General features: G+C 71.9%; 14 protein-coding genes. 6 read left to right on the top strand and 8 right to left on the bottom strand.

Translation table 11 applies throughout. The features are described from left to right. Positions 1 to 132: 132 nt before the first annotated feature. The 6 genes from TR46_RS08300 to TR46_RS08275 form a co-directional block, all read right to left on the bottom strand. On the bottom strand, positions 133 to 654 hold the full coding sequence (locus TR46_RS08300; protein ID WP_042396111.1) for a GNAT family N-acetyltransferase: 522 nt from the start codon (positions 652 to 654) through the stop codon (positions 133 to 135). Between the two features lie 109 nt (positions 655 to 763). Next, the gene (locus tag TR46_RS08295; protein WP_042396240.1) at positions 764 to 1,837 is read right to left on the bottom strand and encodes a threonine aldolase family protein; all 1,074 of its coding nucleotides are present in this window, start codon (positions 1,835 to 1,837) and stop codon (positions 764 to 766) included. Continuing rightward, entirely contained in the window at positions 1,834 to 2,628 is a 795-nt protein-coding gene (locus TR46_RS08290) for an SDR family NAD(P)-dependent oxidoreductase (RefSeq protein ID WP_042396107.1), read from the bottom strand. Before TR46_RS08290 ends, TR46_RS08295 begins: the two co-directional genes overlap by 4 nt. Then, entirely contained in the window at positions 2,625 to 4,010 is a 1,386-nt protein-coding gene (locus TR46_RS08285) for a DUF6421 family protein (RefSeq protein WP_042396103.1), read from the bottom strand. The genes TR46_RS08290 and TR46_RS08285 overlap by 4 nt, the downstream gene beginning before the upstream one ends. A 215-nt stretch (positions 4,011 to 4,225) precedes the next feature. Further along, positions 4,226 to 4,951, bottom strand: coding sequence for a polysaccharide deacetylase family protein (locus TR46_RS08280; RefSeq protein ID WP_042396100.1), 726 nt, complete (start codon positions 4,949 to 4,951; stop codon positions 4,226 to 4,228). Beyond that, on the bottom strand, positions 4,948 to 6,249 hold the full coding sequence (locus tag TR46_RS08275) for an MGDG synthase family glycosyltransferase (protein WP_052432622.1): 1,302 nt from the start codon (positions 6,247 to 6,249) through the stop codon (positions 4,948 to 4,950). Before TR46_RS08275 ends, TR46_RS08280 begins: the two co-directional genes overlap by 4 nt. Positions 6,250 to 6,658: 409 nt before the next feature. On the opposite strand from TR46_RS08275, the gene TR46_RS08270 reads away from it, so the two are divergent. From TR46_RS08270 to TR46_RS08260, 3 genes are all read left to right on the top strand, one after another. Then, the gene (locus tag TR46_RS08270) at positions 6,659 to 7,318 is read left to right on the top strand and encodes a DUF5134 domain-containing protein (RefSeq protein WP_042396097.1); all 660 of its coding nucleotides are present in this window, start codon (positions 6,659 to 6,661) and stop codon (positions 7,316 to 7,318) included. Between the two features lie 204 nt (positions 7,319 to 7,522). Next, positions 7,523 to 8,476 carry a M56 family metallopeptidase gene (locus TR46_RS08265; protein ID WP_042396094.1) on the top strand — a complete coding sequence of 318 codons (954 nt, stop codon included), beginning with the start codon at positions 7,523 to 7,525 and terminating at the stop codon, positions 8,474 to 8,476. 225 nt (positions 8,477 to 8,701) lie between these two features. Then, complete coding sequence (locus TR46_RS08260) at positions 8,702 to 9,628, top strand: DMT family transporter (protein WP_042396091.1); 927 nt, start codon at positions 8,702 to 8,704, stop codon at positions 9,626 to 9,628. 182 nt (positions 9,629 to 9,810) lie between these two features. Here TR46_RS08260 and TR46_RS08255 read toward each other — a convergent pair whose 3' ends face one another. Next, on the bottom strand, positions 9,811 to 10,203 hold the full coding sequence (locus TR46_RS08255) for a MarR family winged helix-turn-helix transcriptional regulator (protein ID WP_042396089.1): 393 nt from the start codon (positions 10,201 to 10,203) through the stop codon (positions 9,811 to 9,813). Positions 10,204 to 10,290: 87 nt separating this feature from the next. Here TR46_RS08255 and TR46_RS08250 point away from each other — a divergent pair, with 87 nt between their 5' ends. Both TR46_RS08250 and TR46_RS08245 read left to right on the top strand, forming a co-directional pair. Then, the gene (locus TR46_RS08250) at positions 10,291 to 11,820 is read left to right on the top strand and encodes an MFS transporter (RefSeq protein ID WP_042396086.1); all 1,530 of its coding nucleotides are present in this window, start codon (positions 10,291 to 10,293) and stop codon (positions 11,818 to 11,820) included. Between the two features lie 134 nt (positions 11,821 to 11,954). After that, entirely contained in the window at positions 11,955 to 12,533 is a 579-nt protein-coding gene (locus TR46_RS08245; RefSeq protein WP_042396083.1) for a TetR/AcrR family transcriptional regulator, read from the top strand. Positions 12,534 to 12,557: 24 nt separating this feature from the next. Here the strand turns inward: TR46_RS08245 and TR46_RS08240 are convergent, their stop codons facing one another. Continuing rightward, the gene (locus TR46_RS08240; RefSeq protein ID WP_042396080.1) at positions 12,558 to 13,424 is read right to left on the bottom strand and encodes a Sco1979 family transcriptional regulator; all 867 of its coding nucleotides are present in this window, start codon (positions 13,422 to 13,424) and stop codon (positions 12,558 to 12,560) included. 422 nt (positions 13,425 to 13,846) lie between these two features. On the opposite strand from TR46_RS08240, the gene TR46_RS08235 reads away from it, so the two are divergent. Then, positions 13,847 to 14,453 (top strand): ATP-binding protein (locus TR46_RS08235; protein WP_063770547.1); only part of this gene is annotated, 607 nt, incomplete at its 3' end.

Below are 14,453 nucleotides of genomic sequence, written 5' to 3'. Positions count from 1 at the left end.
ACCCAAGCCAATTCATCCGCTTTCCCGATAAAGGGCACAGCAAAACAAGCCCATGCCGTCTGATCAGGAGATTTGCCGCCACCGCTGTCCGCAGGGCAACTCGCAGGACATTACGCGGACGTCCCAGCCCAGTCAAATCGCGGCCGTACGGACGTGCACGTGCGCCTCGTCCGGGTACCTGGGCGGGTGGGGTGGCAGGACGGACTCCAGCGCGAACCCTGTCTTCTCCGCCACGCGACAGGACGCATGGTTGCCCACATCGTGCAGCAACTGGAGACGGGCGACCCGCCGCAGCGCCCACTCGGCGACGGCGGAGACCGCGCTGGGTGCAATCCCCCGCCCCCGCGCCTCGACCGAAACCCAATAGCCGATCTCCGCGGATGCCGCACCAGGGCGGAGTCTCTTCGCGACAACATGGCCGATCGGGCTTGGGTTGCCTGCCTCGACCACGGCGAAGCTGCATCTCGTGCCGTCCGCCCAGCCGGCCTCCTGCGCCGCGAGCCACGCACGTCCTTGCTCGGGGTCCTCGATCCTGCTGGCCAGCCAACGCTTCATGGCCGGGTCCCGATGGGCTGCGAGCAGCGACGGCAGGTCCTCGTCGCGCCAGGGGCGCAGTGTCAGCCCTGGGTCCACCGAGAGAATGATCGTCGTCATAGGCGCACAACCTACTGCGCCACCGAAACGCCGAGGTCCCGACGGTCCCGGTGGTCGCAACACCCGACCACCGGGGCGGGACCATCTGGACCACCGGAACCTCAAAGGCTCAACGCTTGCCCATCTCCTCCGCGATCGCCGCCGCGAAGTTGTCGATGTCCGCCTCGGTGGTGTCGAAAGCGGCCATCCAGCGGACCTCGCCGGTGTGCTCGTTCCAGAAGTAGAAGCGGTAGTTCTTCTGCAGACGCTCGCTCACCTCGCGCGGGAGGATCGCGAAGACCGCGTTGGCCTGGACCGGGCGGACGACCTCGACGCCGTCGATGTCGCGGACTGCGGCTTCGAGGCGGCGGGCCATGGCGTTGGCGTGGCCGGCGCTGCGCAGCCAGAGGTCTCCGCTGAGCAGCGCTTCGAACTGCACCGACACAAAGCGCATCTTCGAGGCGAGCTGCATCGACATCTTCCGAAGGAACAGGATGTTCTTCACCGCGTCCGGGTTGAGCACCACCACGGCCTCGCCCATCAGCAGCCCGTTCTTGGTGCCGCCGAAGGAGAGCACGTCCACGCCGACGTCGGTCGTGAACGCCCGCAGCGGGAGCTCCAGCGACGCTGCGGCGTTGGCCAGCCGCGAGCCGTCGACGTGGACGAGCATGCCGCGCTCGTGGGCGTGGTCGCAGATCGCCCGGATCTCCTCGGCGGTGTACAGGGTGCCGAGCTCGGTGCTCTGGGCGATGGAGACGGCGAGCGGCTGGGCCCGGTGCTCGTCACCCCAACCCCACGCCTGGCGGTCGATCAGCTCGGGGGTGAGCTTGCCGTCCGGGGTGGGGACGGTGAGCAGCTTGATGCCCGCGATCTTCTCCGGGGCGCCGCACTCGTCGACGTTGATGTGGGCGGTCTCGGCGGCGATCACCGCGCCCCAGCGCGGCAGCAGCGCCTGCAGCGCGACGACGTTGGCGCCGGTGCCGTTGAAGACCGGGAACGCCTCCGCCCGCTCGCCGAAGTGGCTGCGGAAGACGTCCTGGAGGTGGGCGGTGTAGGCGTCCTCGCCGTAGGAGATCTGGTGGCCGCCGTTGGCCAGCGCCAGGGCGGCGAGGACCTCCGGGTGCACGCCGGCGTAGTTGTCGCTGGCGAAGCCGCGTACGGAGGGGTCGTGGCGGCGCTGGGCGTCTGTAGTGCCGGCGGTCATCGGGGCGTCAGCCACAGGTGCTGTCCGTTCAGGTCTGCTGCGGGTCGGTTCCACAGGTCGGTGATGGTCGTGGCCAGGTCGTCGACATGGGTGAAGCCGGCGAACTTGGCGTTGGGCTTGGCCGCCCGCATCTCGTCGGTGACCAGGGCCTTGATGACCAGGATGGCAGCCGCCGCGCGCTCGGGCTGCTCGTCTGCCGCAACAAGTGTGCGAAACGAGTCGGCGAGGGACAGCGTCCAGGTCTCGGCCGCGGCCTTGGCGGCGGCGTAGGGGGCGTTCCCGGCGGTGGGCTTGGCGGCGCCGGCCGCCGAGACGACCACGACGCGCGCCTGCGGGCTGCGCATCAGGGCGTCGTGGAAGCCCAGGGTGGTGTGCTGCAGGGTGCGGACCAGCTGGTCGTGCAGGAAGTCCCAGTCCGACAGGTCGATGTCGGTGAACTTCTTGCTGCCGCGCCAGCCGCCGACGAGGTGGACCAGTCCGTCCACGCAGCCGTGCTCGGCCTCGATGTGGTCGGACCAGTCCCCCGCCGCCTGCGGGTCCAGCAGGTCGAGCACCTGTCCGACCACGGTGGCGCCGGGGACCGCCCGGCGGGTGGCGTCGAGCAGCGCGTCCAGTCGGCGCGGGTCGGTCCCGGCGCAGGCAACGGTGGCGCCGGCCGCGGCGAGGGCGCGGACCGTGGCCCGGCCCGCGGGACCGGTGGCCCCGGCCACCGCGACGACCCGGCCCTGCATCGGCAGAGACCCGGACACCGACGCTGAGCGGGACGAGGAGGAGGGGGAGGAGGTCGTCATGCCGCGCTCCGCAGCTCGCTGGTGCCGGTGATCCCGGTGGTGGAGGCGATGACCCCGGAGAGCTTCTTGGACAGCGCCTCGAAGAACATGCTGAGCGGGAACTCGTCCGGAAGGACGGCGTCGCACAGCGCCTTGTTGAGCGACTTGGCGTCGCTGTGCTCGGTCAGCGGCAGTGCGTCCGGGCCCTTCGCCCACACCGAGGCGGGGTGCGGAGTCAGATAGCGGGACACCAGCTGGTAGGCCGCGATCCAGTGCGCGGTCTTGGGCCGGTCGATGCCGTCGCGGTAGAGGGCCTCGATCTCGGTGCAGAGGTCGGTGGTGACCTCTGCGACGCGGTCCCAGTCGATCCGCAGCTTGTTGTCGGTCCAGCGGAGCGCGTCGTGCTTGTGCAGGTACGCGAAGAGCAGCTGGCCGCCCAGGCCGTCGTAGTTGCGGACCCGGCCGCCGCTGACCGGGAAGCGGAACATCCGGTCGAAGAGGATGGCGTACTGGACGTTGCGGCCCTGCTCGTAGCCCTCCTTCTCCAGCTGCACGGCGGCCTTGAAGGCGGTGAGGTCGCAGCGGAGCTCCTCCAGCCCGTACATCCAGAACGGGCTGCGCTGCTTGATCATGAACGGGTCGAACGGCAGGTCGCCGTGGCTGTGGGTGCGGTCGTGGATCAGATCCCAGAGGACGAAGGTCTCCTGGGCCAGCTGCTGGTCCTTGAGCAGCACCTCGGCGTCGTCCGGGATCTGCAGGCCCAGGGTGGCGACGGCGGCGGTGCTGACGGCACGGAAGCGTGCGGCCTCGCGGTCGCAGAAGATGCCGCCCCAGGTGAAGCGCTCGGGGGCCTCGCGCACGGCGACGGTCTCGGGGAAGAGCACGGCGGAGTTGGTGTCGTAGCCCGAGGTGAAGTCCACGAAGGTGATCGGTACGAACATCGGGTTGTCGAAGCGGGTGCGCTCCAGCTCCGCGAGCCAGTCCGGCCAGACGACGGTGAGCAGCACCGCCTCGATGTTGCGGTCCGGGTTGCCGTTCTGGGTGTACATCGGGAAGACGACCAGGTGCAGCAGGCCGTCCTCGCGCTGCGCCGCGGGTTGGAAGGCGAGCAGCGAGTCCAGGAAGTCGGGGACCGCGTAACCGGAGCCGCGCCAGCGCTCCAGGTCGGTGACGACGGCGTCCAGGTAGGCGGCGTCGTGCGGGAACTGCGGGGCGAGCTCGCGCACCGCGCCGGTGATGGCGGCGAGCAGGGTGTCGGCCTCGTCGCGGGTTCCGGCGCCGCGGGAGTTGAGGTCGATCGAGCCGTCCTTGGACTGCAGCGGGCGAATCGCCTCGACGGCCTCCTTGAGCCGTGTCCAGGCAGGGCCGACTGCCGAAGGGAGATCGGGCGAGAGATTTTGCATGCTAACCCTGCCTGTACCGAAGGAACTGTTGTCCGGACACCGTATATACAGAAGGTTCTTCTGTTCAAGGGTAGGTCGGCGGAGCGGAACATCACACCTCACCGACCACTCTGACCCGGCCCGTCGCATCACGCAGAACGGCAGCAGAACGCAGAACGGCACCCCGGCCGGTGGGCCGGGGTGCCGTTGCCTACAGGTACAGCCAGGAGCGAGGACTACAGTCCGTGCTCCGCGAGCGGGCCGACCTTCCAGCCCTGCTCCTCGCAGTGGTCCAGCAGCCGGGGCAGCGAGCTGAGGGTCGCGGTCCAGGAGGCCGGGGCCGAGGTGCAGTCGGAGTCGTGCAGCAGGATGGTGCCGCCGCCGCGCAGATTGCGGGTGACCGTGTCGAAGACCGAGCTGCCGGTGGCGCCGGCCCGCCAGTCCGCGCCCCAGCTGGTCCACAGCACCGGACGCATCCCCAGGCCGCGCGCAGTGACCAGCGCGGAGGTGGTGGCGATCCCGTACGGCGGCCGGTACCAGCGCGGGGTCTCCCCGGTCGCGTCGGTGACCAGGGCATGGGCGCGGGTGAGGTCGTCGCGGGTCTGCCCCGGGGTGCGCAGCACCATCGGGCGGTGCAGGTAGCCGTGGACGGCGACCTCGTGGCCGGCGTCGGTGATCGCGCGGCCGAGGCCGGGATCGCGCTCCAGCATGAAACCCAGCAGGAAGAAGGTCGCCTTGATCCCCCGGTTCTCCAGCAGGCTGAGGAAGCGCGGGGTGGACAGCGGGTCGGGGCCGTCGTCGAAGGTCAGCGCGATGTGGTCGGGAGCGCCCTGCCCCCCGTATCCGGGGAACAGGCGGGTGCGCAGCGTTTCCAGCGGCTGGACGGCGGTGACGGCCGGGGCGGCGTGGGCGAGGGCCAGGCCCCCGGCGACGGCGGCGGCTGCCTTGACGACGCGGCTCAACGGACTGACTCCATCGTGGCGGGGACGGCGACCGGCCCGGGAAGGGGACCGGCGGCGGAAACAGAACCGGAAACGGAAACGGAGGCGGCGGCGGAAACGGTGGCGGACCCGGTCGCGGCAGCCTCGGCGGCGGCTTCCGCGTAGTGGTTCGGTCGGCTCAGCCCGGCCGATGCGAGCAGGACCTGGACCGCGTCCGCACCGGGGCGGCGGGCCGAGGAGATCGGGGTGACCCGGTCCGAGAGGGCGCCGGCCAGGGCGGCGGCGAGCTCGCCCGAGTGCCGGGCCCAGCGGGCTATGCCCGCCTCGTCGAGTGCGGCGGCGTTGGTGAGGCCGTGCCCGGGTATCGAGCGGTAGGTGACCACCGGCAGGGCGCTGGCGACGGCCTCCTGCACGGTCATCCCGCCGGCGTTCTGCACCAGGACGTCGGCGGCGTGCATCAGGCTCGGCATGTCGTCCACCCAGCCGTGGGCGTGCTTGACCCCGGCGGCGAGCAGGCGCTCTCGCAGCGCCTCGTTGCGGCCGCAGACCACCACGCAGGTGATGCCCGGGTCGGCCGCCTCGACGTCGGCGACGGTGCGCTCCAGCTCCCCCGCACCCCAGGAGCCGCCTACCAGCAGCGCCAGCCTGGCGTCCTGCGGCAGGCCCCAGCGGGCCCGGGCCGCGAAGCGGGACTCGGGCGTCGCGGGGGTGAACCGCCGGTCCACCAGCGGGGCGACCACGGAGACCTGCTCGCAGCCCGCCGCGCGGGCCTGGGCGGCGGCGACCTGGTGCAGCGCGAGGTGCGCGTCCACGCCGGGGGCGGCCCAGAGCTGGTGCACCGAGAAGTCGGTCAGATAGGTGTGCACCGGGGTGCTGACCTTGCCGGTCAGCCGCAGCCGCCCCAGCACCTGGCTGGCCAGCGGGTAGGTCGCGATGACGATGCGGGTGGTGTCGCCCTGGACGGCCCTGCGGATGCGGCGCCCCGCGAGCGCGGTGAAGATCGACGCCTGCATGCCCGCCATCCGGGCGTTGTCCATCCCGCCGTAGAGCAGCTTCCAGGTCCACGGGGCCCGCGAGATCATGCCGTGGTACGAGCCGACGAACACCCGTCCGGTCGGTCCGGGCATCAGGTCCAGGAAGTCGTGGCGGTCGACGGCGACCCCGGCCTCCTCCAACCGCGCGGCGAGCTGCTCCGCGACCGCGTCATGCCCGGCGCCGACGCTCGCCGACACGATGACGGCGCGCGGCGGCGTTGCGGCGACTGCGCCCCTTCGGCTGCCGACGGTGCGCTGCCGGGGGATGCGGATCAGTCGGCCCATGGTGGAGGTCTCGTCCCTGCTTCTGGATGCTTGGCCTCCGAGGCGGTGGTGCTGGGGTGCTGCGGCCTGGGGGCTCGGGCATCACCAACCTAACGATCTAGATCTCGGCCGAAGACCCACCCGGGGATGATTAAGCGCCACCGGGCACGTAGTCCCGCAGAGGCAGGCGGCGGCCCGTGTACTCCTGTGGGAGTACGGCGGGTCTCAGGGAGCGGGCCCGGGACAGCCCTGAAGGGCCCGGCTGCGCAGCCGGGTGCGACCTGCCTGCGGCAGTGCTCTGCCGGGGATCGGAGCGGACCGGAGGGGATCGGGGGCATCGGGGGCCGACTGCGCTCGTGCGCCCCCGTTGCGCCCTGTAGTTCCCCGCCACTCAGCGTCATGGTGGGAGCAGTACTCGAGGGGAGACCGGATGCATGGTCCCGCCGCCGTCGGATGGCTGCTGACCGGACTGATGGGAGCGACCGGACTGTACTGCCTGGTCCGACTGGTACGGAGGACCGCCTCCAGGGCCGAGCGCGAACTGGACGCCTCGGAGGCGCTCAAGGGTCTGGGCATGGCGGCGATGGCACTGCCGCTGGGGACGGGGCGGCAGGTGCCGCCGGCGGTGTGGGTGGTGCTCTTCGGTCTCGCGGCGCTGTGGTCGCTCGGGGCCGGGCTGCTGCCCATGACCGGGAGCGGGACGTCGTCCGGGCACCCGCCCGGGCACCGGGGGCACCACCTCTACCACGGGGTGGGGCACCTGGCCATGGTCTACATGGCACTGGTGATGGGGACGGGGGCGGGGACGACGGGCGCGGGCGCGGCGATGCCGGGCATGGCCGGGATGGCCGACCAGGCCGCCGGAACCGGGGGGTCGCCCGCGGTCACCGGCGCGCTGCTGGTGTTCTTCGGCGGGTACGCGGTGCTGGCCGGGGCCCGGATGATCGCGGTGCCCGTGCCGGCGGGGGGCGGCACGGGCACGGCGCGCCGCGGATCGGTCGCCAACCGGCTGCTGGGCGCACCGGAGCTGCCGCAGGCCTGCCGGATGGTGCTGGGGCTCGGCATGTTCACCATGCTGCTGGCCATGTGACCGGGCGGCTGGCCATGTGACCGGCCGCCCGGCCGCCGCCGCCCGACATTCCGGCCCGGCCGACCCGCGGTGGTGTGCCTGGTGACACGTGGTGCGTGGCGTGCGTCACGCCTGTCCGGATCCACTGCCGCCGCTGCCCCGCGCCGCATAGGTTGGGGGCGCACGCAGTGTCGCGTGTCCTGGGTCCCTCCAGCGGAGGTCTCGTTGAACGCGCTGCCCGCCCTACTGCTGCTCGGCCTGGTCCTGGCCACCGCCGGTCCCCGGTTGCTGGCACGGGCGCGCTGGACCGAGCGCGAGCCGGTGCTGGCGCTGTGGGCCTGGCAGTGCCTGGTGCTGGCCGCGCTGCTCTGCTGCGGGCTGGCCCTGCTGCTCACAGCCGCCGCGGCCTGGCCCGAGGTGCGGACACTGCTGTTCTCCGGTGCCCCGCGCGGCGTCGAGGCCGCCTATGCGAGTCCGCTCTCCCGCCCCTGGGCGATCGCCGCCGCCGCGCTGCTGGCCGTGGGCGGCGCCCGCACCGCGTTGGCGCTGGGCACCGAGGTGCGCTCGGCGCGGGCGCTGCGCCGACGGCGCCATCGGGAGCTGCGGCTGCGGGCGCCCGAGCTGCCGTCCGGGCTGGAGCGGGTGCGCCGTCCGGCGGCTGCCGAGCGGCTGGTGGTGCTGGAGAGCGCCGAGCCCAGCGCCTGGTCCCTGCCGGGGCCGGCCAGCCGTCTGGTGGTGACCACGGGCGCGCTGCACCGGCTGAGCGACCGTGAGCTGGCCGCCGTGCTGGAGCACGAGCGCGGACACGTCCGGGCCAGGCACCACTGGCTGCTGCAGTGCTCCGAGGCGCTGAACAACGGCTTCCCCGGCGCCGGGATCTTCCGGCTCTTCCGCGACCAGGTGGGACGCCTGGTGGAGCTCGCGGCGGACGACTCGGCCGCGCGCCGGCACGGGCGGCTGGCCACCGCCGTCGCCCTGGTCGAGCTGAACACCGCGCACGGGCCCGTCCCGAACTGCCCCGGACTGCTGGACGAGATACCCGGGCGGGTGGAACGACTGCTCGCGGGCGAGCCGAGACTGCCGGTGACCCGGCGGCTGCGGCTGGCCGCTGCGACGCTGGCCGCCCTGAGCGCACCGTTGGCACTGGTGTTCGCACCAGGATTGCGTGTGCTCTTCTGAGGGTTTTGTGAACCTTCCCTGAGAGACGGCTGAAGCATTCCGGGGCAGTCTGCTATTTGCCGTCACGCGCAGGCCATTCCCAGCCGACCGCGCTAGGCTTCCCCGCAACAGACGGTGTCCGAAACGTCCGCGTAGCCGCGTGCGTATGGACCAACCGGCCGTGGGCAGGCGGAGTGCAGGGCTTCTGGCTGGTCAGGACAGGCTGGGACGTGGGGTGAACACTTCGTGACGGTGTTTCTGCTCGGTGTCGGCGCGGCATGTCTGCTGGGACTCGGTTTCGTGCTCCAGCAGCACGCGGCGCAGCGCGCACCGCGCTCCGAGATCTTGTCCTACCGGCTGCTGCTGCGGCTGATGCGGCAGCCCGAATGGCTGCTCGGGATCGCCTTCATGGTCGGCGGCCAGGTGCTCAGCGCGATGGCGCTGTCAGCCGGACGGATCTCCCTGGTCGAACCCCTGCTCGCGACCAATCTGCTGTTCGCCATGGGCTTGGCCCGCAGCATCACCGGCCAGCGGCTGGGTCGCTCGGGCTGGGGCGGGGTGCTGCTGCTGGCCCTCGGGGTGACCGCGTTCATCACCAGCGGGGAGCCGACCGGCGGCGGGACCGAGGCCGGGGTGCTGCGGCACTGGCTGGTGTTCGGCGTGGTCGCCGGGGCCGCGCTGCTGCTGGTCTCCATCGCCAGACGGCTGCCGCTGTTCGAGGAGGCCACCCTGCTGGCACTGGCCGCCGGGCTGCTCTACGGCCTGCAGGACGCGCTGACCCGCACCGCGGGCCAGCGGTTCACCCATGGCGGCCTGGCGCTGCTGCTGACCAGCTGGCAGACCTGGACCGTGGTGGCGATCGGGGTGATCGGCCTGATCCTGGTGCAGAGCGCGTTCGAGTCCGCCCCGCTGCGGATGTCGCTGCCGGCCCTGACCGCCGCGCAGCCGCTGGCCGGGATCGCCTGCGGCGTCGGCTTCCTCGGCGACCGGCTGCGGCTCACCCCCGGCGCGCTGGCCGGCGAGGCCGTCGGCCTGGTCTGCATCGTGCTGGGCGTGATCATCATCGGACGGCACCCGGCGATGCCGGACACCTGCGCCGAGAACTGCGTCGAGGAGGCGGTCCGTGCCGCCCAGCAAGAGGCCGCCACCGCCCAGCGGGCCGGCGCCCACTGACCCGACCGGCCGCTGACGCGTCCAGCCACTCACCCGACCACGCCGGCGACGCGCCCGCCCAGACCTACGTCAGACGTAGTACTCGCCCATGAACTCGGTCGACCGGGCCGGCTGGGTGGTCGCCCCGCGCGGCCCGAACTCCGCCGGATGCGGTCGCCCCTGCCAACGCTGCGGCCCCCCGCTCAGGGGGTGAGCATGTCGGCGAGGACGCTGCGGTGGGTGGGGACGGCGTCGGTGTGGCGGTCGCGGCCGGCCGGGGTGAGGCAGACGGAGACGCCTCGGCGGTCTTCGGCGCACATGGAGCGCTCGACCAGGCCGGCCTTCTCCAGGCGGGCGATCAGGCGGGACAGCGCGCTCTGGCTGAGGTGGACCGAGTGGGCCAGCTCCTGGATCCGGAGCGAGGCGGCGCAGTCCCCCGAGGTGCCCTCGACCAGGCGCTCCAGCACCTCGAACTCGCTCATGCCCAGGCCGTGCCGCTCGCTGAGCTCGCGATCCAGGGCGCAGGCGGTGGCCGCCTGGCGGGCAAGGAGGGTGCGCCAGGCTTCGACGAGCTCGGGGTCCGAGGGAGCGCTCACGCAGTCAGCGTAGCAGTTGCAGGGGAACTTAATGAGTTCACATTAAATTCACGTGCATTGAATGCACATGCATGTAGTGTCCTCGGCATGACCACAGCCACCACCCGATGGAGCCCCCGCCTCTGGGGCACTCTCGTCGTCCTCTGCGCTGCCCTGTTCCTCGACGCCCTGGATGTGTCGATGGTCGGAGTCGCCCTTCCCTCGATCCGAACCGATCTGCACCTCAGCACCACCTCGCTGCAGTGGGTGGTCAGCGGCTACGTCCTCGGCTACGGCGGGCTGCTGCTGCTCGGCGGCCGGGCCGCGGACCTGCTCGGGCGGCGGCGGGTGTTCCTCGCCGCACTCGCCGTCTTCGCCGTCGCCTCGCTGCTCGGCGGCCTGGTCGACGACGGCGGACTGCTCATCGCCACCCGGTTCGTGAAGGGCGTCGCCGCCGCCTTCACCGCGCCGGCCGGCCTGTCCATCATCACCACCACCTTTCCAGAGGGCCATCAGCGCAACCGGGCCCTCAGCATCTACACCACCTGCGGCGCCAGCGGCTTCTCGCTCGGCCTGGTGCTCAGCGGACTGCTGACCGAGGTCGGCTGGCGCTGGACCTTCCTGCTGCCGTTCCCGCTGGCACTGCTGGCGCTGGCGGCCGGCACCCGGCTGATCCCGCGTCAGGAGACCCCGCGGCGCGAGGGACGCGGCTACGACCTGCTCGGCGCGGTCACCGCCACCGGCGGGCTGCTGCTGCTCGTCTACACCGTCACCCAGGCCCAGGGCGCGGGCTGGGGCAGCGCCCGCACCGTGCTGTCGCTGGTCGCGGTCGCCGCGCTGTTCGCGGCGTTCGTCGCGGTGGAGCAGCGCACCGCGCACCCGCTGGTGCGGTTGGGGATCTTCCGCAACGGGCTGGTGGCCCGGGCCAATGTCGGCGCGATCGCCCTCTTCGGCGCCTACGTCGGCTTCCAGTTCATCGCCACGCTCTACCTGCAGTCGCTGCTCGGCTGGTCCGCGCTGGAGATGGCCCTGGGCTTCCTGCCGGCCGGGGTGCTGGTGGCGGCCTCGGCGACCAGGATGGGCGCGCTGGTGGACCGCTACGGGACGACCAGGCTGATGCTGGTCGGCTTCCCGGCGGCGGTGCTGGGCTACGCCAACTTCCTGCGGATCGGCCCGCATTCGGACTACCTGACGGTGATCCTGCCGTCGATGGTGCTGATCGGGATCCACTTCGCGCTGGTCTTCCCGTCGCTCAACATCCAGGCGACGACCGGGGTCGCCGACTCCGAGCAGGGGCTGGCCTCCGGACTGGTGAACACCTCGTTCCAGATCGGCGGCGCGGTGGTGCTGGCCGTCGTCACCGCCGTGGTGACCGCGGGCGGCGGCGGCACCGTACGCGCCCAACTGAGCGCCGACCACAACGCGGTGGCGGTAGTGACCGGGGTGGCCCTGCTGGGGCTGCTGGTGACCGTCTACGGGGCGCTGCGGGACCGTCGGGCGCCGAGGGCCGCCGCCTACCCGGTGCCGGACTACGCGATCCCCGGCCGCGAAGGCTCGGCGGCGGCTGCAACGGCCGCGCACGCGGTGCCGGCAGCGGCCGCACCGGAGGCCGCACCGGAGGCCGTCCGGCGCCCTTAGGACCCGCCCGTACGGGGTTCGGGCGGACCGCCCGGGCGTTCGCCGATCCCCCGCGTCGGCGAACCGCCCGGGCGGCCACACGCGTTCGAGGGCTGGCCGTATATTGGCCAGCAGCCAATGAACGCAGGAGCACAATGTCACCCCGACGCGCGTCAGTCAACGAGGCCATGCGGGCCCGGTCCCGTTCGCGCATCATGCAGGCCACGGTCGAGTTGGTGGACGAACGGGGCTTTACGGGCACCACCCTCGGCGACATCGCCGAGCGGGCCGGGATGGCCCGGGGGCTGGTCTCGTACTACTTCCCGGGCAAGCGCTACCTGCTGCAGTCCTCGATGCACCGGCTGATGCACCTGACCCTGGCGGCGGAGCTGGCGAAGCTGGCGGAGACGGATCCGCCGGACCTCTGGCTGGCCACCTCGATCGACTCGGTGCTGAACCTGACCCGGCAGCGGCCGACGCTGATGCGCACGCACCTGGCGCTGATCCTGGCGCCGAGCGCGGAGGGGTTCATCCAGGACGAGGAGCAGCGGCGGTTCGGGGCGCTGCTCCAGGGGGTGCTCCGGCGCCGCGGGGCGTCGGACCCGGTCGCGGAGCACGCGGTGCTGCGCAGCGCCCTGATGGGCGCTTGCATGGGCATGCTGCTGCCCGGGGCGGAGACCTCCCAGGCGCTCATCCGCGCGGACCTGTTCGCCCGCTACAACCTGGAACCCTAGGCGGCCCGGCTGGCCCCGGGTCCCTCAGATCTCCTTCAGCAGCGACGAGAGCAGCTCCACGCTGGCCTCCGGGGTGAGGCTGTCGACGCTGAGCCGCTCCATCACCTGGATGTACTGGTCCACGTCGTCGCGCTTGTCCAGGTAGAGCGCGCTGGTGAGCTGCTCCAGGTAGACCACGTCGGGCAGGTCCTGCTCGGGGAAGCGGAGGATGGTGAAGGCCCCGCTCTCCGCGGCGTGGCCGCCGAAGCGGAACGGCATCACCTGGACCACCACGTTGGGCATGTCGGCCGCGTCGATCAGGCGCTGTATCTGAGCCTTCATCACCGCGGGGCCGCCCACCGGGCGGCGCAGCGCGGCCTCGTCGACGACCGCCCACAGCCGCGGCCCGTCGCCGTCGGCGACCAGCTTCTGACGCCGCATCCGCAGGTTGATGCGGCGCTCCAGCTCGCTCTGCTCCATGTGCGGGCGGTTCAGCAGCATGATCGCCCGGGCGTAGTCCTCGGTCTGCAGCAGGCCGGGGATGAACTGCACCTGGTACGTGCGGATCAGCGCCGCCGCCTCCTCCAGACCCACGTAGGTCTGGAACCAGTTGGGCATGGCGTCGCTGAAACTGTGCCACCAGCCGGCCTGGTTCGCCTCGCGCACCAGGGTCACCAGAGCGGTGCGCTCGGTCTCGTCGTCGACTCCGTAAAGGCTCAGTAGGTCCGTCACGTCCCGCTCCTTGAAGCTGACGCGGCCGAGCTCCATGCGGCTGATCTTCGATTCGGAGGCCCTGATGGTGTAGCCCGCGTCCTCACGGGTGATCCCCTTAGCCTCACGGAGTCGGCGCAGCTGGGAGCCGAGGAGGATACGGCGCACCATCGAGCCGCTCCCCGGCTGAACTGTGGTCATTCCGTTGAACCTCCACCCAATGAAATCAGCGCACAGTCTGCCACTGTCCGGTGGCGAAGGGTGCCCAAACGGACAGGTTTGTGTCAAGAACTCGGACGTCACGGCCCGGCCTCAGCGGTCACGCCTGCGGCGAGCAACCATGAGACTACTCCTTGCACACGAATATGCACGTGCAGATGCGCGACTCGCACATGCACGTGAATCCACCCTTGCATCTGGCGTGAGCGGGGAGGACCATGATGCACGTGCACATGCACACCCACTGGCAGTCCTGCGGGGAGCCCGCTCCCCCCTCGCGCCACACCGAGCCACCGCCCCGTCAGCCGTTCGGCGACGCGGCGGAGTCCGGTGTCGCGCGCGCGACCCCGGCAGGGCAGACCTCGGCAGCGATGCCTGCAGCGCCCTTATGGGAGGAGCTCTTCATGGGCCTGAGCCCGGCACTGGCCACGGACCCCGACGTGGTCAACTGCGCCCTCGCCCCCCGGCTGGAATCCGTGCGCACCGCACGGGAGTTCACCAAGCTGACGTTGAATCGCTGGGGTCTGGGCGACCTCTTCGACGACATCGCGTTGGTGACCAGCGAGCTCGTCACCAACGCGCTGCGCCACGCGCTCGCGGCCGCCAGCGTGCCCGAGCAGCGGACCAGCGCCTGGGGCAAGCGCGGCACGAGCGGCCCCGGGCCGATCACCAAGCAGTTCGGCGACACCCCGCAGAACCCCGCCCCACTGATACGCCTGAGCCTGGTCCGGCGGGCCCCGCAGGTGGTCTGCGCGGTGAGCGACCCCAGCAGCTCCGGTCCGGTGACCCGGGAGCCGGACTGGGTCGCCGAGTCGGGGCGCGGGCTGCACCTGGTGGACTCGTTCAGCCAGTCCTGGGGCTGGCACCCGGTGGCCGCCGGCAAGGTGGTCTGGGCCCTGTTCGAGCTCGACGGCAACGGGATGGCCGACGGGACAGGGGCCTTCCCGATCGGCGGGGAGAAGCAGACGGAGCGGCGGGGGGAAGGGGGGGGGGAACCCCCCCCCCCCCCCC

Origin of the sequence: Streptacidiphilus carbonis, assembly GCF_000787775.1 — a bacterium.
In the GTDB taxonomy this organism is placed as follows: Bacteria; Actinomycetota; Actinomycetes; order Streptomycetales; family Streptomycetaceae; genus Streptacidiphilus; species Streptacidiphilus carbonis.
This window is presented reverse-complemented; position numbering and strand designations above follow the sequence as displayed.